22 protein-coding genes are annotated in these 18,761 nt (G+C 64.1%); 11 read left to right on the top strand and 11 right to left on the bottom strand.

Annotated elements, in window-relative coordinates:
• Positions 1 to 37: 37 nt before the first annotated feature.
• Positions 38 to 967, top strand: coding sequence for a LysR substrate-binding domain-containing protein (locus DK261_RS19845; RefSeq protein ID WP_009047555.1), 930 nt, complete (start codon positions 38 to 40; stop codon positions 965 to 967).
• Positions 968 to 1,061: 94 nt separating this feature from the next.
• Entirely contained in the window at positions 1,062 to 1,424 is a 363-nt protein-coding gene (locus DK261_RS19850) for a 5-carboxymethyl-2-hydroxymuconate Delta-isomerase (RefSeq protein ID WP_009047556.1), read from the top strand.
• 24 nt (positions 1,425 to 1,448) lie between these two features.
• Here DK261_RS19850 and DK261_RS19855 read toward each other — a convergent pair whose 3' ends face one another.
• The 5 genes from DK261_RS19855 to DK261_RS19875 all read right to left on the bottom strand — a co-directional run bounded on the left by DK261_RS19855 (position 1,449) and on the right by DK261_RS19875 (position 6,124).
• Positions 1,449 to 2,387: a LysR family transcriptional regulator gene (locus tag DK261_RS19855; protein ID WP_009047557.1), complete on the bottom strand. Its 939-nt coding sequence runs from the start codon at positions 2,385 to 2,387 to the stop codon at positions 1,449 to 1,451.
• Between the two features lie 184 nt (positions 2,388 to 2,571).
• Positions 2,572 to 3,480 (bottom strand): DMT family transporter, encoded by a 909-nt coding sequence (locus DK261_RS19860; RefSeq protein WP_110176193.1) that lies wholly within the window; start codon positions 3,478 to 3,480, stop codon positions 2,572 to 2,574.
• A gap of 16 nt (positions 3,481 to 3,496) precedes the next feature.
• Positions 3,497 to 4,681 (bottom strand): cyanate transporter, encoded by a 1,185-nt coding sequence (locus DK261_RS19865; RefSeq protein ID WP_110176194.1) that lies wholly within the window; start codon positions 4,679 to 4,681, stop codon positions 3,497 to 3,499.
• Positions 4,682 to 4,903: 222 nt separating this feature from the next.
• Positions 4,904 to 5,374, bottom strand: coding sequence for a cyanase (gene cynS, locus DK261_RS19870; RefSeq protein ID WP_009042607.1), 471 nt, complete (start codon positions 5,372 to 5,374; stop codon positions 4,904 to 4,906).
• A 90-nt stretch (positions 5,375 to 5,464) separates the two neighbouring features.
• Positions 5,465 to 6,124 carry a carbonic anhydrase gene (locus DK261_RS19875; RefSeq protein ID WP_110176195.1) on the bottom strand — a complete coding sequence of 220 codons (660 nt, stop codon included), beginning with the start codon at positions 6,122 to 6,124 and terminating at the stop codon, positions 5,465 to 5,467.
• Positions 6,125 to 6,235: 111 nt separating this feature from the next.
• Between DK261_RS19875 and cynR the strand changes: the two genes are divergently transcribed.
• On the top strand, positions 6,236 to 7,126 hold the full coding sequence (gene cynR, locus DK261_RS19880; protein ID WP_110176196.1) for a transcriptional regulator CynR: 891 nt from the start codon (positions 6,236 to 6,238) through the stop codon (positions 7,124 to 7,126).
• On the opposite strand, the gene DK261_RS19885 is transcribed toward cynR, so the two are convergent.
• A complete protein-coding gene (locus DK261_RS19885; RefSeq protein WP_009047562.1) occupies positions 7,099 to 7,881 on the bottom strand; it encodes a transporter substrate-binding domain-containing protein in 783 nt (260 codons plus the stop codon). The genes cynR and DK261_RS19885 overlap by 28 nt on opposite strands.
• Positions 7,882 to 8,146: 265 nt before the next feature.
• Between DK261_RS19885 and DK261_RS19890 the strand changes: the two genes are divergently transcribed.
• The 5 genes from DK261_RS19890 (at position 8,147) to DK261_RS19910 (ending at position 13,170) form a co-directional block, all read left to right on the top strand.
• Positions 8,147 to 9,796, top strand: a complete 1,650-nt coding sequence (locus DK261_RS19890) for a phosphoethanolamine transferase (protein ID WP_009047563.1) — start codon at positions 8,147 to 8,149, stop codon at positions 9,794 to 9,796.
• 84 nt (positions 9,797 to 9,880) lie between these two features.
• Positions 9,881 to 10,564 (top strand): class I SAM-dependent methyltransferase, encoded by a 684-nt coding sequence (locus DK261_RS19895; protein WP_028681864.1) that lies wholly within the window; start codon positions 9,881 to 9,883, stop codon positions 10,562 to 10,564.
• A 122-nt stretch (positions 10,565 to 10,686) separates the two neighbouring features.
• Positions 10,687 to 11,820, top strand: coding sequence for a ribonuclease D (rnd, locus tag DK261_RS19900; protein ID WP_009047565.1), 1,134 nt, complete (start codon positions 10,687 to 10,689; stop codon positions 11,818 to 11,820).
• Positions 11,817 to 12,110: a YcgL domain-containing protein gene (locus tag DK261_RS19905; protein WP_009047566.1), complete on the top strand. Its 294-nt coding sequence runs from the start codon at positions 11,817 to 11,819 to the stop codon at positions 12,108 to 12,110. The genes rnd and DK261_RS19905 overlap by 4 nt, the downstream gene beginning before the upstream one ends.
• 127 nt (positions 12,111 to 12,237) lie before the next feature.
• The gene (locus DK261_RS19910) at positions 12,238 to 13,170 is read left to right on the top strand and encodes a D-2-hydroxyacid dehydrogenase (RefSeq protein WP_028681865.1); all 933 of its coding nucleotides are present in this window, start codon (positions 12,238 to 12,240) and stop codon (positions 13,168 to 13,170) included.
• A 160-nt stretch (positions 13,171 to 13,330) separates the two neighbouring features.
• On the opposite strand, the gene DK261_RS19915 is transcribed toward DK261_RS19910, so the two are convergent.
• The gene (locus DK261_RS19915; RefSeq protein WP_009047568.1) at positions 13,331 to 13,924 is read right to left on the bottom strand and encodes a nitroreductase family protein; all 594 of its coding nucleotides are present in this window, start codon (positions 13,922 to 13,924) and stop codon (positions 13,331 to 13,333) included.
• Positions 13,925 to 14,379: 455 nt separating this feature from the next.
• On the opposite strand from DK261_RS19915, the gene DK261_RS19920 reads away from it, so the two are divergent.
• Positions 14,380 to 14,829, top strand: coding sequence for a YcgN family cysteine cluster protein (locus DK261_RS19920; protein ID WP_007926912.1), 450 nt, complete (start codon positions 14,380 to 14,382; stop codon positions 14,827 to 14,829).
• Positions 14,830 to 14,875: 46 nt separating this feature from the next.
• Positions 14,876 to 16,114 carry a hypothetical protein gene (locus DK261_RS19925; RefSeq protein ID WP_110176197.1) on the top strand — a complete coding sequence of 413 codons (1,239 nt, stop codon included), beginning with the start codon at positions 14,876 to 14,878 and terminating at the stop codon, positions 16,112 to 16,114.
• A 125-nt stretch (positions 16,115 to 16,239) separates the two neighbouring features.
• On the opposite strand, the gene DK261_RS19930 is transcribed toward DK261_RS19925, so the two are convergent.
• From DK261_RS19930 to DK261_RS19945, 4 genes are all read right to left on the bottom strand, one after another.
• The gene (locus DK261_RS19930) at positions 16,240 to 16,611 is read right to left on the bottom strand and encodes a DUF2892 domain-containing protein (protein ID WP_009047570.1); all 372 of its coding nucleotides are present in this window, start codon (positions 16,609 to 16,611) and stop codon (positions 16,240 to 16,242) included.
• Positions 16,612 to 16,699: 88 nt separating this feature from the next.
• Positions 16,700 to 17,167, bottom strand: coding sequence for an RNA methyltransferase (locus DK261_RS19935; protein WP_007926908.1), 468 nt, complete (start codon positions 17,165 to 17,167; stop codon positions 16,700 to 16,702).
• A gap of 165 nt (positions 17,168 to 17,332) precedes the next feature.
• Positions 17,333 to 17,698: a YajD family HNH nuclease gene (locus DK261_RS19940; RefSeq protein WP_009042617.1), complete on the bottom strand. Its 366-nt coding sequence runs from the start codon at positions 17,696 to 17,698 to the stop codon at positions 17,333 to 17,335.
• Between the two features lie 49 nt (positions 17,699 to 17,747).
• Complete coding sequence (locus DK261_RS19945) at positions 17,748 to 18,434, bottom strand: hypothetical protein (protein ID WP_009047571.1); 687 nt, start codon at positions 18,432 to 18,434, stop codon at positions 17,748 to 17,750.
• Positions 18,435 to 18,509: 75 nt separating this feature from the next.
• Here DK261_RS19945 and DK261_RS19950 point away from each other — a divergent pair.
• On the top strand, positions 18,510 to 18,761 hold a 252-nt coding region (locus DK261_RS19950; RefSeq protein ID WP_110176240.1), incomplete at its 3' end, for a hypothetical protein.

The raw sequence follows: 18,761 nt of genomic DNA on the forward strand, positions 1-18,761 counted from the left end.
TCTACACTGGGCTCCGACCTGGGGATGGAGCACACGGATGAATCGCAACGAACTGCGCAAGGCCGATATCAACCTGATGGTGGTGTTCGAAACCCTGATGCTCGAGCGCAATGTGACCCGGGCGGCGGAGAAGCTGTTTCTCGGCCAGCCGACCATCAGCTCGGCGCTCAATCGCTTGCGCGCGATCTTCAACGATCCGCTGTTCATTCGCGTGGGCCACCGGATGGAGCCGACCGCCCGCGCCGAGGAGCTGATCCAGCACCTGTCGCCGGCGCTGGATGCCTTGTCCTCGGCCTTGAGCCTGACCCATGATTTCGATCCCGCCAGCAGCACCATGACCTTTCGCATCGGCCTGTCCGACGACGTCGAGTTCGGCCTGTTGCCGCCGCTGTTGCGGGCCTTGCGCCAGGAAGCGCCGAAGGTGGTGTTCGTGGTGCAGCACGCGGACTACTGGCGGATCCCGGACCTGCTGGCCGCCGGCGACATCACCGTGGGCATCAGCCAGACCCGTGGGCTGCCGGCCAACGCCAAGCGCAAGCTGCTGCGGCATATCCAGCCCAGCGTGCTGCGCGCCGATGCCAGCGACACGCCGCTGACCCTCGACGAATACTGTTCCCGCCCGCACGTGCTGGTGTCGCACACAGCCAATGTCAGCGGTTTTGCCGATGAGTGGCTGGCCGAGATTGGCCGGCAGCGCCAGGTGGTGTTGTCGGTGCCGCAATACAGTGCGCTGCCGGCGTTGCTGGCGGGGACCGACATGATCGCCAGCCTGCCGGACTACGCGGCGGCGGCCATGGCGGCGTCGGGGCAATTGTTCCAGGAGCCGTTCCCGTTCAAGACCCCGACCCTGGACCTGTCCATGGTCTGGCTCAGCCATGTCGATACCGACCCGGCCGAGCGCTGGTTGCGTTCGCGGCTGGAGGCGTTCATGAGCGACCGCGACCAGGCGCCGCTCAAGGCCCGTTGAGCTTCCTATCCCTGGGTCGATGATTTCAGGCAGGCCGTCGCGGGGCGTGTAGTATGGAGCGCCTTTTTCACGCCACCTTTCAGGGAGCTCTGCCATGCCTCATCTGTATATGGAATACACCGCCAACCTGCCGCAACTGGATGCCGACAAGGCCCTGCTGCGGTTCAACCACGCGTTGGTGGCGTCCGGGCAGTTCGCTGAATACGACATCAAGAGCCGCGCGCGCAAGGTCGAGACGTTTCGCGTCGGCACCGGTCTCGGCGAGCGGGGGTTCGTGCATGTGAAGCTGTCGTTGCTCAGCGGGCGTTCGCCACAGATCAAGAAGCAGCTTTCGCAAAGCCTGCTGACGGTGCTGCAGGAACTCTGCGAGTGGCCGGCCGGCGTCGAGTTGCAACTGGCGGTGGAGATCCTCGATATCGACCGCGACTCCTACGGCAAGCTCAGCATCGGTCACTGAGCCGGAATGCGGCAGGGCCTGAACCTACAATAGGCCCTGCTGCGCGCAGACCTTGACCACCTGCTCGCGGAACCAGGTGTTGGCGCTGTCCTGGTCGGTGTGCGCGCTCCATTGCATGTCCAGGGTAAAGCCCGGCAGGCCGTTGGGCGCTTCGCAATGGCTGAACACCGCGTCGTTGGTCAGCAGCGCCTGGATGCGCCGCGGCAGAGTCAGGATGAAGTCGGTGCCGGTGATCATCTTCAGCGCCGCGCTGTAGCTGTTGGAGCGCGCGACGATCTGCCGCCGGTGGGCCTGACGGGCCAGCCAGCCGTCGACCATGTTGGTGGTCGAGGTCCAGGGCGTGGGGTAGACATGCCGGCGCTCGACGAACGACTGCAGGCTGAAACGCGGCTCCAGCGGCGGCGTCGCGCGCTTGTCGAAGACACACACCAGGTCATCCTCGAGCAGCACCTGCGACTTGAGGTCGGGGTGGTTGTGGTGAAAGTTCGGGCCGAAGCAGATCACCAGGTCCAGGCTGCCGTCGCGCAGTTCATCGGCGGGGATGTCGGTTTCCAGCTTGTGCACATTGACCGACACCGGCAGGTCGGCGAAGTCGAAGCCCTTGAGCAGGCGGGGCAGGATCAGCAGTTCGAAATATTCCGGCGCGCAGATGTTGAAGGTGACGGCCTGGCGGGTCGGGTCGAAAGCCTGGACCCCGGAGTGGCACAGGTTGATGCTCTCGAGAATCTTCAGCACGTGGCTGTACATGGTGGTGGCTTTGTAGGTCGGACGCATGCCGGTGCGGGTGTTGATGAACAGCTCGTCCTCGAAGCCGGTGCGCAGTTTTTTCAGGCAGTAACTGACGGTCGACTGACTCACGCACAGGGTTTCCGAGACCCCGGTCACGCTGCTTTGCTCGTACACGGCGACGAACACCATCAGGTCCTGCATATCGAGCTTTCTAAGCAAGTTACTGTTCAGCATCAGTTCCGTCTCGTTAAGCACCTCGCGCGGTCGTGCGCAAACTCGCCTGATGCTAACGGAACGATCGTCCTAATTGAATCCTTGCCCCGGGGTTTCATGGACAGCAAGGGGACAATTAATTCCGAGAACACGACCTGCGCAGTGTGGCGCAGCGCGTAGCGGCTTGTCCCTGTGCTTTGTGCGTTCAGCCGAGCGCCGGTGCCGGCCGGCGGCTGCCGAGGATCAGCGCGAACATGCCCAGGCCCACCAGCAGCGCGCCGAGCAGCTCGCTCGGCAAGGGTTGCCGGCCCAGCCCGAACCAATGGAAGAGGGTGATGAACAGGGTGCTCAGGTAGATGTAGGAAATCACCGTGGCCGGCGCGATCACCCCGATGGCCCAGTGTAGCAGCCAGAAGGTCGCCAGGGTGGCGAACAAAGCCAGGTACAGCAGCCACAGGCCGTCGTCGAGAGTGAGCAGGACGGCGCTGCGCCAGGCGCCACCGGGCAGGCAGAAGGCGAACAGGAACAGCGCGCCGAACAGCATGTTCCAGAAGGTCATGGCGGCCGGGCTGCGATCTTTCAGGCTGGTGGCTTTCAGCCGTTGGCTCAGTGGCGAATAACCGGCCATGGCCAGGCAGCCGACCCCATAGACGCCGACCGCGTAGAGCGACGGCATGCCCTCGGCGCCGCCCTTGAAGGTCAGCAGCATGGCCCCGGCGGCCGCCAGCAGCATCGGCAACAGGCGATTTTTCGCAGGGTCGCCGCTCAGCAGGACACCCTCGAACAGCAGGGTCAGCAGCGGCACCAGGGCAAACAGGATGCCGGTGTTGACCGCCGAGGTATGCCGCAGCGCTTCGAACAGCGAGGCGAAGTAGATCGCCAGCAACAGGCCCAGCAGCGCATGCGCCCGCAACCCGGCGCGGGTGATCCGGAACGCGCCGTTGAGCCACAGCGACGGCACGAACATCAGGGCCGACAGCAGCAGGCGCAGGCCCGTCAGCAACAGCGGGTCGACGGCCTGGCTGACCTGGGCCGCGGCGAAGAACGAGGCGGCGATCAGCACCGCCCACAGCAGCATGCCGAGATGGGCGTTGAGGAAGCTGGCGGGTTTCATCGGAGCGTGTCCCGGGTCATTGGAAGTGGCGGTGGTAGTGCCGCGGATCAAAGCGCAGGACCATCAGGATCATCAGCGCCATGATCGCGGTCAGCGACCACCAGGCCCATTCGAAACTGCCCAGGCGGTCGCGGATGATCCCGGCGAGCAGCGGCGACAGGCCGGCGATCAGGTAGCCGATGCCCTGCACGAAGGCGGTCAGGCCACCGGCGCGGCGCGGATTGTCCAGGTGGTCGAGGGACACGATCAGGCTCATGGGAAACAAGCCGCCGATACCCAGGCCGAGCAGGCACGGCCAGAGCAGGCTCAGGTGCTGCGGGCTGAGAATCAGCCCGCAGAAGCCGGCGATGATCAGCATCAGCAGCGCCACCAGCACCAGGCGGCGGTCCTGGCTGCGGTTGGCGATGGCCGGCGTCACCAGGCCCGAGACCACTTCCATGGCAGTGAGAAACCCCAGCAGCAGGCCGGCGTTCTGTTCGCTCCAGCCTTGTTCCACGTAGTAGGGGGCCAGCCACGCCAGGACACAGGTGTAGGACGCTGTGCCCAGGCCGAAGAAGACCGCCAGCAGCCAGGCGCGACGGTTGCTGGCGAAGGCTTCGTGGCGGGTCGCGGCGCCCGGCAGTTTCGGCATGGCCGCCCGTTGCGCGTACCAGAACAGCAGCGCCAGGACCGCCAGCGCCGACCAGATCGCCAGGCCCAGGCGCCAGCTGCCGGTGCGGCTCATCACCAGCGGGGCGAAGGACGCCGCGACCGCCGCACCGCCCATGATCGAGGTGACGTACAGGCCCATGAACAGCGAGACATTGTCGGGAAAGCGCGACTTGATCAGCGCCGGCATCAGCGCCTGGATCAGGGCGATGCCGAGGCCGGCGAGCACGGCGCTGAGGATCAGCTCGGCGGCCGAATCGAGGAACAACCGCGACAGGGTGGCCAGGCCAATGACCAGCAGCGAAACCACCACGCTGCGGTGCTCGCCCAGGCGCTGGCCGATGCGCACGCCGAAGAACATCGCCAGGCCCATGGCCATGACCGGCAGCATGGTCAGCAGCGCGGCGCCGCTGAAGCTCAGGGCGATATCGCCACGGATGCCGGACAGCAAAGGGCCGACAGCGGCCATCGACGGCCGCAGGTTCAAGGCCACCAGAATCACGCTGAGCATCAGCCAGAAGGCGGGACGGGTTGTTGCACGAACGTTTTCCATAACCAGGCCTTGAACAATTCAGGCGCTGATTAGGCGATGGCCGGCGCAAGGCCGGCAAATCAGAAAGTCAGCGACAGTATTTAAAAACTAAATACTGCCGTGGATGCATATCCTTGTAGGAGCGAGCGTGCTCGCGATCAATCCGCAACGATAACGCGCAGCGTCGGATACACCGCTGCTGCGCAGCTATCGCGAGCAAGCTCGCTCCTACAGGGGCGGGGATCAGAACGGCTTGGTCGGCAGGTACTTGCCATCCAGGGTGATCACCGCGCGGGAACCGCCCTCCGGGTCTTCGACTTTCTTGATGTCGAGCTTGAAGTTGATGGCGCTGATGATGCCGTCGCCGAACTGCTCGTGGACCAGTGCCTTGAGGGTCGAACCGTAGACCTGCAGCATTTCATAGAAGCGGTACACGGTCGGGTCGGTGGGGATGCCGCCGGGGATGCTGCCGCGCGACGGGATGCTTTGCAGCAGGCGGCTGGCGTCCTGGTCCAGGTCGAGTTTGCTGCAGACCAGGTCGGCGGCCGCGGCCGGCAAGGCGTGCTGGCCGAGCAGGGCAGCGGTGACGAAAGCCAGGCTCAGGCCGGTGCCGTCGGTGAGCTGTTGCCACGACAGGTTCTTGCGCGCCTTGGCATCGATGATGGTGTCGGCCAGGGCCAGGCGTGGGGCTTGGGCGAATTGGGATTGCAGCATGTGGAGTTCCTCTTTGGGGATGGTGAAGCGGTTGTTGAACGAGTTGTTGAACAGAAGCTGTTGAAAAGAAGCTGTTAAGAAAGGCAGCGCTCAAGCCGCGTGTCGCGGTTTGCCGACCAAGGCGCAGGTGTCGGGGTGTTCGGCCAGGGACACGAAGCCCTGGCTCGGGCCATCCAGCGCGGCAATGTCGCCGCTGGCGATGTCGTAGACCCAGCCGTGCAGGTTCAGCCGGCCCTGTTCCAGGGCCAGGGCGACCGCCGGATGCGTCTTCAGGTTAGCCAGCTGGGCGATCACGTTTTCCCGCACCAGGGCATCCAGGCGTGCTTCGTCCGAGGCATGGCTGCGGGCGGCATTGACCACCTTGGCCGACTCGGCATGGCGCAGCCAGCTGGCCACGGCGGGCAGGTGGTCCAGGCATTTGCAGGTGGAAATGGCGGTCATGGCGCCGCAGTCCGAATGCCCGCAGATCACGATGTCGCTGACCCCGAGCACGGCCACTGCGTATTCCACGGTGGCCGACACGCCGCCCGGTTCCGGCCCGTAGGAGGGCACGATATTGCCGGCGTTGCGGATCACGAACAGATCGCCCGGCTCCTGCTGGGTCAGCAGTTCCGGCACCACCCGGCTGTCGGAGCAGGTGACGAACAGGGCGCCCGGGTTCTGGGTGGTGGCCAGTTGTTTGAACAGCTCGCTGCGTTTGGGAAAGGCTTCGCGCTGGAACTTGAGGAAGCCGTCGATGATGTGCTGCATGGTGGTTCTCCTTGCATCGCTGATGGCGCAAGGATGGAAAATTTCAGCTATAGCGTCCAAGACCGGCTTGTTATGCTCTCCATAAGTACTGCCTATAGCTTGGAGTCCAGCATGCTGCTACGCCATATCCGTTACCTGCTGGCCGTCGCCGAGCACCGCAACTTCACCCGCGCCGCCGAAGCCTTGCACGTGTCGCAGCCGACGCTGTCGCAACAGGTCAAGCAACTGGAGGACAGCCTCGGCGCGCCGCTGTTCGATCGCTCGGGGCGCACTGTGCGCCTGACCGACGCCGGCGAGGCCTATGTGCGTTATGCGCGGCGGGCCCTGCAGGACCTGGAGGCGGCCAAGCGAGCGATGCATGACGTGCAGGATCTGCAGCGTGGCTCGTTGCGCCTGGGCATGACCCCGACTTTCATCACTTACCTGGCGGGGCCGCTGCTGACCCGTTTCAACCAGCGTTATCCGGGAATCGCCCTGAGCCTCGAAGAAATGACCCAGGACCGGCTGGAAGCGGCCCTGGCCGAAGATCGCCTGGACCTGGGCATCGCCTTTGCCGGGCAGCACCTGCCGGACATCGACAGCCAGCGGTTGTTCGAGGAGAGCCTGAGCCTGATGGTGAGCCGCGAGCAACAACCCGAGCGACCGCGGCAGCTGACGGCGGCCGAGCTGGAGCGGCAGCCGCTGGTGTTGCTCAGCGGTGATTTCGCCACCCGCCAGCATATCGATCGTTATTGCCGCGAGCAGGGGATCACGCCGCGCATCGCCATCGAAGCCAACTCCATCGGCGCGATTGTCGAGATCGTCCGCCGCGGGCAACTGGCGACCATCCTGCCGCTGGCCATCACCCAGGAACAGCCGGGCCTGCGCCCGGTGCTCCTGCAACCGGCCCTGGCGCCCCGCAGCGTGGCGTTGCTGGGGCGCAAGGGCGCCTATCGCAGCGCCGCGTGCCAGGCTTTTCGCGAGCTGCTGACGACTCAGGGCGTGGGCGCCGCCAGCCACTGATTGACCACGCCGGTGTAGAAGCCGGTGGCCTTGCTCAGGTGCAGCCACTGGTCGACGTAGCTTTTCCAGGCGACGTCGTCCCGTGGCAGGAGGAAGGCTTTTTCACTGTATTGCAGGTACCGCTCGGGGTTCACCGCGCACAACCCCGGCTTGAGCTTCTGCTGGAAGCGCGCTTCGGAAGCGTCGGTGATCATCACGTCGGCCTTGTTCTCCAGCAGTTGCTCGAAGATGGTCACGTTGTCAGGAAACAGGGTCAGGCTGGCCTTGGGCAGGTGGGCCCGGGCGAAGACTTCGTTGGTGCCGCCCGGCGGCTCGATCAGGCGTACCGAAGGCTGGTTGATCTGCTCGACGGTCTGGTAGCGCTGCTTGTCGGCGCAACGCACCAGGGGGATCTTCCCGTCGACGCCCAGGGTGTCGCTGAAGAAGGCTTTCTTCTGCCGCTCCAGGGACACGGAAATACCGCCCACGGCGATGTCGCACTGGTTTGCCAGGAAGTCCGGCATCAGGGTTTTCCAGGTGGTCTTCACCCACTTCACCTCGACTCCCAGGCTTTGCGCCAGGGACTGCGCCATCGAGATATCGATGCCTTCGTAGGCACCGTCCGCGCGCAGGTAGGTGTAGGGCTTGTAGTCGCCGGTGGTGCAGACGTTCAGGTGGCCACGTTCGATGACCTGGTCCAGGTGCGAGGCGTTGGGTGCGGCAAATGCCGGGGCGCTGAGGGTCAGCAGCGAGCAGAGCAGGAGGCGTGCTTTCATGCGGTCGATCCTTGATGACGAGGGAGTGGCCGAGGGCGGCTCATTATTTGCGCCGGGCTCGAACGGGGCAAGGCGCATCGCTTGCCAGGGCGTTGCGGATTGTTTTCGCCGAAAAAGTTTTGGCAAAGGGCTATGCCAACTATTTGTTGGCTTCTTTTTCACGAAACGTTGATGGTCGGCTACCTAAAGTTCGTGCTGTCGTGGGCAGTCATTGAATAACGGGCATGTTGACGACGCACTTCTTTCAAGGAACACGCCGATCATCATGCTAAACATCAAACCCCTGCGTCCTGAATGGGTGACGCTGATTGCCTGCGCCTTTTTATTACTGGGCTGCAACTTTGTGCTCTGGCAGCACCTGTTTAGCATTACCGCCTCGGACGCCCGTGGTATCGCCATGCGCGTGGCCTTCGGGGTGATGATCTTCTGCGCCTTCAACCTGATTCTGACCTGGCTGGCGTTTCGCCGAGTACTTAAGCCGGTGCTGGTTCTGTTGTTTATGGTCAGTGCCGGCGTAGCTTATTTCATGAACCAGTACGGAGTGCTGATAGATGCCGGAATGTTTCGCAACTTTGCCGAAACCAATGCAACGGAAGTGCGTGACTTACTCTCGCTGAAGTTGCTTGTTTATATACTGTTGCTGGGCGTATTGCCTTCCTGGTTATTGTGGAAAACCCCGATTAATTATCGGCGCTGGCACCGCGAGTTATTCAGCAAGTTGCTGGTTTCCTTTATTTGCGCGGCGGCCATTGGCGGGGTCGCCCTGGCCAACTATCAGGGGCTGGCCTCGCTGTTTCGCAATCACCATGAATTGCGCCTGATGATCGTGCCGAGCAACTACGTGGGCGCTTCCTTCGGTTACCTGCGTGAGCAAGTGGTCTCGGCGCGCCAGCCCTTCGTCAAGATCGGTGAAGATGCCCAGCGCAATCCGACCTGGCAAAACCACGCGCGCAAGTCGCTGACGGTGCTGGTGGTCGGCGAGAGTGCCCGGGCCGAGAACTTCGGCGTGCTGGGCTACGAGCGCGATACCACGCCGAAACTCAGCCAGGAAAACGGCCTGATCGCTTTCACCGACGTGTCGTCCTGTGGCACCGAGACTGCGGTCTCGGTGCCCTGCATGTTCTCCAACATGGGGCGCAAGAACTACGACGCCAGCAAGGCGAAGAACGAAGAAGGGCTGCTGGACGTGCTCAAGCGTGCCGGGCTCGAGGTGATCTGGCGGGACAACCAGTCCGGCTGCAAGGGCACCTGCGACCGGGTGACCCTGGACGATGTCAGCAACCTCAAGGACCCGGTGCTCTGTGCCAACAGCGAATGCCGCGACGAGATCCTGCTCCAGGGCCTGCAGCATTTCATCGATAGCCTGGACAAGGACACCGTGCTGGTCCTGCACCAGATGGGTAGCCACGGGCCGGAATACTTCAAGCGCTACCCCAAGGAATACGAGCGCTTCACCCCGGTGTGCCAGAGCAATGCCCTGAATAATTGCAGCCGCGAGAGCATCGTCAACGGCTACGACAATACGTTGCTGTACACCGACCACGTGCTGGCGACCCTGATCGACCTGCTGCGCAGCAACCAGGACAAGGTCGATACCGCCATGCTCTACCTGTCGGACCACGGCGAGTCACTGGGCGAATACAACCTGTTCCTGCATGGCACGCCCTACATGCTTGCGCCGTCGCAGCAAAAACACGTGGCGATGCTGGCCTGGTTCTCGGACAGCTATCAGAAGGCGTTCTCGGTGGACACCCATTGCCTGCAACTGAGCCGGGAAAAACCGCTGAGCCAGGACAACCTGTTCCACTCGATGCTTGGCCTGCTGGAGGTCGACAGCCAGGTTTACCAGCCCGACCTGGACCTGTTCGCCGGCTGCCGGGGCAGCGTGGTCGATGGCGTGCTGGCGCGGCAATGAAGCCTTGATCGGCGTTCGACCTTTTTTTCACGATCGGGGCGGTAACCTGTTTTTCATCCAAGACCTACAAGAGCCAGCAGATTCATGTCCGCGCACCCTCCATCCCCCCTCGAGCTCGAGTTCGCCAGGCGCTATGACCAGGCGCATGCGCGCGTCTGTGGCGACGAACGTCCGCTCGGGCTGGGGCGGCGCCTGTCGCTGTGGCGCGACGAATGGCTGGTCCGCCACGCGCTGAAGGTGGCGGGCGAGCCGGGGCTGATTCTCGACCTGGCCTGTGGCGCGGGGCGCTTCTGGCCGGTGCTGGGCGAACACGGTAATCGGGTGATCCTGGCGGCGGACCCGTCCCAGGACATGCTCAACCACGCCCAGACCCACCACCCGGCCGGCCTGCTCAGGCGGGTCAGGACTTTCCAGAGTTCGTCGTTCAGCATCGGCCTGTCGGCCAACGCGGTGGACTGCATCGTCTGCCTGCAACTGTTCCCGCATATCGCCAGCAGCGAGGCGCGCCTGGCGTTGCTGGGCGAGTTTCATCGGGTCAGCCGCGACTCGGTGATCCTCGCGGTGCGCATCGACAGTCGTCTCAAGGGGCTGCAGGACCGGCTGCTGGGCAACCACACCCGGCAACTGCAGCCTGAGCCATGGGGGCAGACCAGCCGGGCGCGGGTCGAGGCCGAGTTCAAGGACGCGGGATTCGAAGTGCTCAGCCACCAGGATTTCATTCCCGGCTGTGCCGCCTGGCGGGTTTACGTACTGCGCAAACAGGGTTAGCCGACGGCGGGCGGATTATTCTTGTGGCCGGGTGCCGATTTCGCGCAGGCTCTTGTCGAGTGAATGCTCAGAAATCGCCGAGGGCGATATATACTGCGCGCCATTCTTCAAGGGAGAGCCGTGTGGCCATCGATATTCACTGGATTCGCGACAACGATAGCCTCGGTCAATTCTGCACCGAGTGGCAGAAGCTGCCATTCGTCGCCCTCGACACCGAATTCATGCGGGTCGACACCTTTTATCCGATCGCCGGCCTGTTGCAGGTTGGCGATGGCCAGCGCGCTTACCTCATCGACCCCTTGACCATCGACGACTGGCAGCCGCTGGCGGCCTTGCTGGAGAACAGCGCGGTGGTCAAGGTGGTGCACGCCTGCAGCGAGGACCTCGAAGTCCTGCTGCGCCTGACCGGCAGCCTGCCGGCGCCGTTGTTCGACACGCAACTGGCGGCCGCCTACCTGAACCTGGGGTTCTCCATGGGTTACTCGCGGCTGGTCCAGGAAGTGCTGGGCATCGAGTTGCCCAAGGGCGAGACTCGTTCCGACTGGCTGCAGCGTCCGCTCTCGGAAACCCAGGTCAGCTACGCCGCCGAAGACGCCGTGCACCTGGCCGAGGTTTTCACTCAGCTGCGGCCGAAACTGTCCGAGGACAAATACAACTGGGTGCTGGAAGACGGCGCCGAGCTGGTGGCCAACCTGCGCCGCGAAGTCGACCCCTACGAGGTCTACCGCGAGGCCAAGCTGGCCTGGAAACTGTCCCGCGCGCAGCTGGCAGTCTTGCGTGAACTCTGCGCCTGGCGCGAGCGCGAGGCCCGGGCGCGGGACTTGCCGCGCAACCGGATCGTGCGCGAGCACTCGCTGTGGCCGTTGGCCAAGAGCCAGCCGGACAGCCTTGGCGCCCTGGCGAAAATCGAAGACATGCACCCGCGCACCGTGCGCCAGGACGGCGAGTTCCTGCTGGGCCTGATCAAGCGTGCCGCCAGCGTCAGCCCCGACCAGTGGCCGCCGGTGGTGCCCGAGCCCTTGCCGATGGACGCCTCGCCTCTGCTCAAGCGCCTGCGCGCCGTGGGCCAGGCCGAAGCCGAGCGCCTGGGCATCGCCCCGGAACTGATGCTGCGCAAGAAAACCCTGGAAAGCCTGCTCAAGAGCGGCTTCCCCAACGGACCCTACCAATTGCCCGATTCGCTGCGTGGCTGGCGCCGCGAATTGATGGGCCAGGCGCTGCTCGACAGCCTGGCCACCGCCGGAGAACAGCCATGAAACGTATCTGCTCGATCTACAAAAGCCCGCGCAAGAACGAGATGTACCTCTACGTGCTCAAGAGCGATGCCCTGGAGCGCGTGCCGGAAAACCTGCTGCTGGCGTTCGGCAAGCCGCAGCACGCCTTCGACCTGGTGCTGAGCCCGGAGCGCAAGCTGTCGCGCGAGGACATTCACCAGGTGCTGGAGAACCTCGAGAAGCAGGGTTACCACCTGCAGATGCCACCGGCCGAGGACGAGTACATCGAGCACCTGCCCGAAGAGCTGTTGCGCCGTAATGATCCGGTCTGACGGACACCTGTAGATGCCCTGTCCAGGGCATCGTTGAAAATGGAACTGACTCTATCTGGCGGCTGTCGCGATCGATGGAGCGATACTCCGTCGGCGGCCGCCTGCACCGTTTTGTAAGGTTTGAACCATGCGCGTTCTGATTGCCGAACACGATCACGCTATTTATGCCCGTTTGTTGCGTCAGCTGGCACCTGACCTGGAAGTGCTCACCAGCGGCGATTCCGCCGAACTGTCGAAGCTGGCCGCGGACTGCCCGGTCTGGCTCGGCCAGCCGGACCTGCTGGCCACCCTGCTGCGCCAGGGCCACCAGCCGCAGTGGCTGCAATCGACCTGGGCCGGCATCACGCCGCTGCTCGCCGACGGCCTGCCGCGTCATTACCGGCTGACCCGCGCCGTGGGGATCTTCGGCCAGGTCATGGCCGAATACGTGCTCACCTACATGCTCGGCCACGAGCGCGAAGTCCTCGCGCGCCTGGTCAGCCAGGTCGAGCGCAAGTGGGATAACCGCACGGGCCAGAGCCTGGCCGGGCGCAAGGTGCTGATCGTCGGTGCGGGCGATATCGGCCAGAGCGTGGCGCAGTTCCTGCTGCCATTCGGCGTCGAGCTGTACGGCATCGCCAGCGAAGCCCGGGAGCAGGCGCCGTTTATCGAAGTGGCGGCCTTGGCGGACCTGGGACGTTTGGTCGGCGAGGTGGATTATGTGATCAACCTGCTGCCCAACACCCCGCACACCCATGACCTGTACGACGCGGCGCTGTTCAAGCAATTCAAGCCGACCGGCCTGTTCATCAACGTCGGTCGCGGTGTCGCGGTGGTCGATGCGGATCTGGTGGAGGCCCTGAAGGAAGGGCATCTGGCGGGGGCGGTGATCGATGTCTGCCGTCAGGAGCCGTTGCCGCAGCGCCATCCGTTCTGGACTGCCTGGGGCCTGCTGCTGACTGGCCACAGTTCGGCGCCGACTTCGCCGACCCTGATGGCGCAGCTATTCATCGACAACCTGCAGGCCTATCAGGCCAATGCGGCGTTGCGTGGCGAAGTGGATTTCGCGCGGGGGTATTGAGGCGCTGCGCAGAGGGGGCTGATGCCGCCTTTTGCGTGGACCCTGTAGCCGCTGCCACAGGCTGCGATCGGCTCCGAAGGAGACGTGCTCTTGAGGGCCTCGGAAGGCCCTTCGGGCCTTATCGCAGCCTGCGGCAGCGGCTACAGGGATTGCAGCAGGCTTACAGGCTGAAGTCGCCTTCGGCCGCGGTTTCGCTCAGCGGGCGACGCGGGCTTGGCTCTTCGCGGGCCTGCAGGTATTCGGCGAGGCTCGCCTTGTCACCCAGCTTGCCGACGGCCACGGCGGCATGCAGGGCATAACCTTCTGGAATCTTCAGCTCCTTGCGGGTCAGTTCCTGGTCGAACCCGGCCATGCCGTGGGTGTGCCAGCCGCTGATGCTGGCTTGCAGCGCCAGATGGCCCCAGGCCGAGCCGGTGTCGAAGGTGTGCCACAGGGCCGGGGTTTCTTCGCTGGCGCCGGGCGCGGTGAAGGTGGTTTTCGAGATCACGATCACCAGCGCCGAGGCGTGCTGCGCCCAGCCACGGTTGAACTCGTTGAGCAGACCGAGGAAACGTTCCCAGTTCGGCGTGTCGCGGCGCGCATACAGGAAGCGCCACGGCTGCGAGTTGTAGGCCGACGGCGCCCAGCGCGCGGCTTCGAAGAAGCTCAGCAGGGTTTCCTCGGGAATGGCCTCGCCGGTGAAGGCGCGCGGCGACCAGCGATCGGTGAACTGTGGGTGAATGGCGTACTCGGCAACGCGGGGATTGGCGCTCATGACAGAGATTCCTGGCTACGTTTGAGAATGAAATGTGGATAAACCGGCGAGCGCAGTTGAACTGAGCAATGGGGTTTTTTCCTGGCCCTGGGCGGTTCACCGGTGCGACGCGGTCGAGCGTTAGGAGCTGAACGAAAAGTGGCTGCGCGCTGGGCGCCTTCGGCGCTACGCAGGTCATGCTGCGTTAAAAACAGGCTCGGAATGCTCATGTAGGCCCCTACAGTCGGGCGCGACCCCGGCCGTTCCTCGCCTGTTTTTGCCTTGCCTGACCTTCGCTCGCCGACTTTTCGTTCAGCTCCTGGCACGCGGACATAGGGCTTTGCGACAGGCAAAGCTACTGCGCCGCATGCGGCCTGACAAGTAGTGCCTTACCGACAGTCGCCAGCGCTTGGCCCGCGCGGCCTTGGGCACTAGACTGGCGGCCTTTTCCCTGTCCGATACCGATTACCTGAGCCATGGCCGCCAAAGTTGAACCCTTCTGGATCCGCAAAACCCTCGAACAACTCGATCAGGAGGAGTGGGAGTCGTTGTGCGATGGTTGTGGCCTGTGCTGCCTGCAGAAGCTCGAGGATGAAGAAGACAACAGCGTCTACTACACCCGCATCGCCTGCAAACTGCTGGACCTGAAGACCTGCCAGTGCAGCGACTACGCCAACCGCCGCGCCTCGGTGCCGGATTGCATCCAGCTCACCCCGGGCAAGGCCGATGAGTTCAAATGGCTGCCGCCGACCTGCGGTTATCGCCTGGTCAGCGAAGGCAAGGACCTGCCGCTCTGGCACCATCTGGTGTGCGGTGACCGCGATGCGGTGCACCACGAGCGTATTTCCCAATCCGGACGCATGCTTGCCGAAGGCAGCGTAGCCGAAGAGGACTGGGAAGATCATCTGATTTTCCGCGCCGGCTGAAGGTACGCCGCGCTCGCGTTCAAGGTTGTTTCACGAAGGAGTGTGTATGGCTGTGGGGGCAAGGCTGGCGCTGGCCGGCTGGCTGCTGGTGCTCAGTGCGCCGGGGTGGGCGGCGAAAAAAGTCGATCTGGATTATCACGTGCGCCTGTTGCCGCAGAGCGACCAGGCCGAGGTGCGCCTGACCCTGGCGGACGGCGCGGCGGTGCGCAGCCTGGATTTCAACCTGGGCAAGCATGGCGATTACAGCAACTTCAAGGCCGATGGCCAATGGCAGTCCGACGCGGCCAAGCCTTCCGCGCTGCAGCGTGGCATATGGCGCCCGGCCAGCGGCAAGGCCAGCCTCAGCTACCGGGTGCGGATCAGCCACAGCCTGAAGAAAGACAGCTTCGACAGCCGCATGACCCCGCACTGGGCCTTGTTGCGTGGCGACACGCTGGTGCCGGCGGCGAAGCTCGACCAGCAGGACGGCATCGAGTTGGTGTCGCGCCTGGAGTTCGAGTTGCCCGCGGGCTGGAAAAGCGTGGAGACCGCCTGGCCGCGGATCGGCAAGAACCGTTTCCGTATCGATAACCCCGCGCGCCTGTTCGACCGGCCCACCGGCTGGATGCTGGCCGGCGCCCTGGGCAGCCGCCGTACCCGGCTGGGGGAAACCGAAGTCACGGTGGCCTCGCCGCAAGGGCAGGGCATGCGACGCATGGATGTGCTGACCCTGCTGACCTTCGTCTGGCCGCAGATCCAGGCGACCTTTCCCCGCCACCCAAGCAAGTTGCTGATCGTCGGCGCGGCCGACCCGATGTGGCGCGGCAGCCTGGCCGGACACGATTCGCTGTTCTTGCACAGCCGCCTGCCGCTGGTCAGCGAGAGCGGCATCAGCCCGCTGTTGCGCGAGGTGATCCAGGCCTTTGCCCGGATCAACGATAGCGAGCGCAGCGACTGGATCGGCGAAGGGCTGGCGGAGTACTACGCCATCGAATTGATGCGCCGCGCCGGCGGCATGAGCGACGAGCGTTATCAGGCCCTGGAGACTCGGCTGGCCAAGAGCGGCCATGGCGTCGGCAGCCTGCGCGGCGAGCAGGTGGACGCGTCGGTGGTGGCCAGGGCCGTGCTGCTGTTGCAGGAGCTGGATCGGGAGATCCGCCTGAAGACCCGCAACAAGCGTTCGCTGGATGATGTGACTCGGGCGGTGATGCATCTGGAGCGTGTCAGCACCAAGGAGTTTATCCAGCTCAGCGAGACGGTGCTGGACGGCTCGTCGAAGGTGCTCGACAGCGATTTGTTGCGCTAGTGGAATCGACCGCTTTGCGGTCATCGCGAGCAAGCTTCGCTCCTACAGGGCAGCACAGCTTTTGTAGGAGCGAAGCTTGCTCGCGATAGCGTCCTGTCATTCAACACGAGTTTCGCGTCCGACTATCAGACCCCGGCCTTGGGCGATTTCAGCGAATCGTTGCCTGTCGCGGTACGCTTCGCCGCCTCGGCATTGGCCTTGAGGGTTTTCAGCTCCGCGCCGGCGCGCTCGATCTTCGCCCGCACGTTCTGCATGTCCTGGCGGCTTTTCTCCAGCAGGCTTTTCGCCGAGCTGTGGCCGGTGATGCCACGGGCCAGGGCGACCCCGCCGATGGCCACCTGGATCAGGCCGAACACACCGCCACGGCGCAGGCCCTTGCCGACCATCACCACGCCGCCGGCCAGCGAGCCGATGCGCTCCCAGCCTTGTACGTTCTGCTCCGCCGGGCTCTGGAAAGGGGTGGTTGCGATGGGTTCCAGTTGTTTGCTGTCGCTCATGATCTGTCTCCAGGGGGGATGGATATAAAGCTGACTGCGCTGGCGCGTCGCTTGTTCCATCGAATGTGCCGCGAACTCGGAACAGCGCTTAAAACTTAGGACCGGAGCGGGTGTTGTTGCCCTTGGCCAGGCGGTCGTAGAGCACCACGTTGACGGTGGCGGCGAGGTTCATGCAACCGGTGGTCGGGATGTAGACCACGTCTTCGCACCAGTCACGGATGTCCTTGTCCAGGGAGCCGTCTTCCGGGCCGAAGATGTACAGCGCGCGATCCGGATGGGTGTACTCCGGCAGCGAGCGGGCGCCTTCCACCAGTTCCACTGCCACCGGCACGCAGCCCAGGGGCAGGATCTTCTTCAGGTCGTCGATGCCGATCAGCGGGATGTCCTGGTGGACTTTCTTGGTGTCAGTGACGAAGTCGCGGGCCCGTTCATAGCGCTTGCCGGTGTAGAACACCGACGCGACGCCATAGCAGCCGGCGGCGCGCATCACCGAACCGACGTTCTCCGGTGACTTGGGGTTATACAAACCAATGCAGCTGTACCTTTTGTTTGCCACGAGCGGGGTGCCTTCAAGAAAAATCGCGATTATACGGGGATTGTCGGCCGGCGGTTGGATCCGGCAAATGCATCGCGGGCAAGCCGCGCACCCGCAGGATCAGTATCTGCAGGTGCGCGGCTTGCCCGCGAGAGGCCGGTCCAGTTGGACCGCAGAGGACGAAGGTTACTCTTCGTCTTTCTTCATCAACCCCGCCAGCGCGGCGAAGGGGTTGTGGGTGGCCTTGGCGACTTTCGGCGTGCTCAGGGAGCCTTCGCCGAAGTACTGCTGGTCGGTGTAGCGCGAGTGTTCGTTGTCGTGGCAGTACAGGCACAGCAGTTCCCAGTTGGAGCCGTCCTGCGGGTTGTTGTCGTGGTTGTGGTCGCGGTGGTGCACGGTCAGCTCGCTCAGGCGCTTGCCGGAGAACTCGCGGGCGCAGCGCCCACAGACGTGCGGGTACATCTTCAGGGCCTTGTCGCGGTAGCCCATCTCGCGGTCGCGCTGGGCGTCGGCGAGGATGCGGTCGAGCTTGGACGTGTTGGTCGAACTCATGGGTTCACCTTTATGCAAAGACTAATGACGGTAATGAGCCAAGTTTAGCTCAGGCCTTGAGCTTCTCGGCAATCCAGATGGTGTGGCGGGTGCCCTTGTTGCCATGGGCGAAGACCTGCACTTGCTCCGCCTTGAAGCCGGCCTTGCGCAGCTTGTCGGAATACTGCTTGTCGGCGCTGGCCGACCACACGGCCAGCACGCCCTTGGGGCGCAGGGCCCGGGCGCAGGCCGCCAGCCCGGCGGCGGAGTACAGCCAGCTGTTGGCTTTCTGGGTCAGGCCTTCGGGGCCGTTGTCGACGTCGAGCATGATCGCGTCGAACCCCTGGGGCTCGGCCTGCAGCACCTTGGCCACGTCTTCCATGCGGATCACCGTGCGCGGGTCGAGCAGCGGTCGGCCGGATTTTTCCCCCAGCGGCCCGCGGTTCCATTCCACCACCCCCGGCACCAGCTCGGCGACCACCACTTCGGCGCCCTTGCCCAGGTGCTTGAGGGCCGAGGCGAGGGTGAAACCCATGCCCAGGCCGCCGATCAGCACCCGCGAATTCGGCCGCCCGGCGACCTTGCGGCAGGGGATTTCCGCCAGGGCGTCTTCGGAGCCGTGCATGCGCGTGTTCATCAATTGCCCGCCGTCGCCGCCCTGGATCTTGATGACAAAATCCTCGCCGTATTCGAACAGGCACAAGGCACCGCCATTTTCGGGAATCGGGGTGGTGTCCAGCAGAACGAAACGTTTCATGAGGGTCTCAATGAGGAAGGCAAACCGGCCCGGTTGGGAGTAGCCTGAGGGCTGACAATAGCGATGGAGCCATTGATGAAGCGCACTATTCTAACGGTCATTGCCCGCACAGCGCTCTTGCTAAGTGCGGCGCTCGCGATGAGCGCCGTGCACGCCGAGGAACTGCAGGCCGTGCCCGTGACTCCGGTTCCCGCCGCCGGCTCGCCCGGCACCGCGACCCCGACCCCTTATCCGCAGATCACGCCCCCCAGCACCCCCAAGGCCACGGCCCATGGCGGTGCGCCCTTGCTGCCGCCGATCGACATGCCCAAGCCGCCGAAGGATCAG

The sequence above is a fragment of the Pseudomonas sp. RW409 genome (genome assembly GCF_003184125.1).
In the GTDB taxonomy this organism is placed as follows: domain Bacteria; phylum Pseudomonadota; class Gammaproteobacteria; order Pseudomonadales; family Pseudomonadaceae; genus Aquipseudomonas; species Aquipseudomonas chlororaphis_I.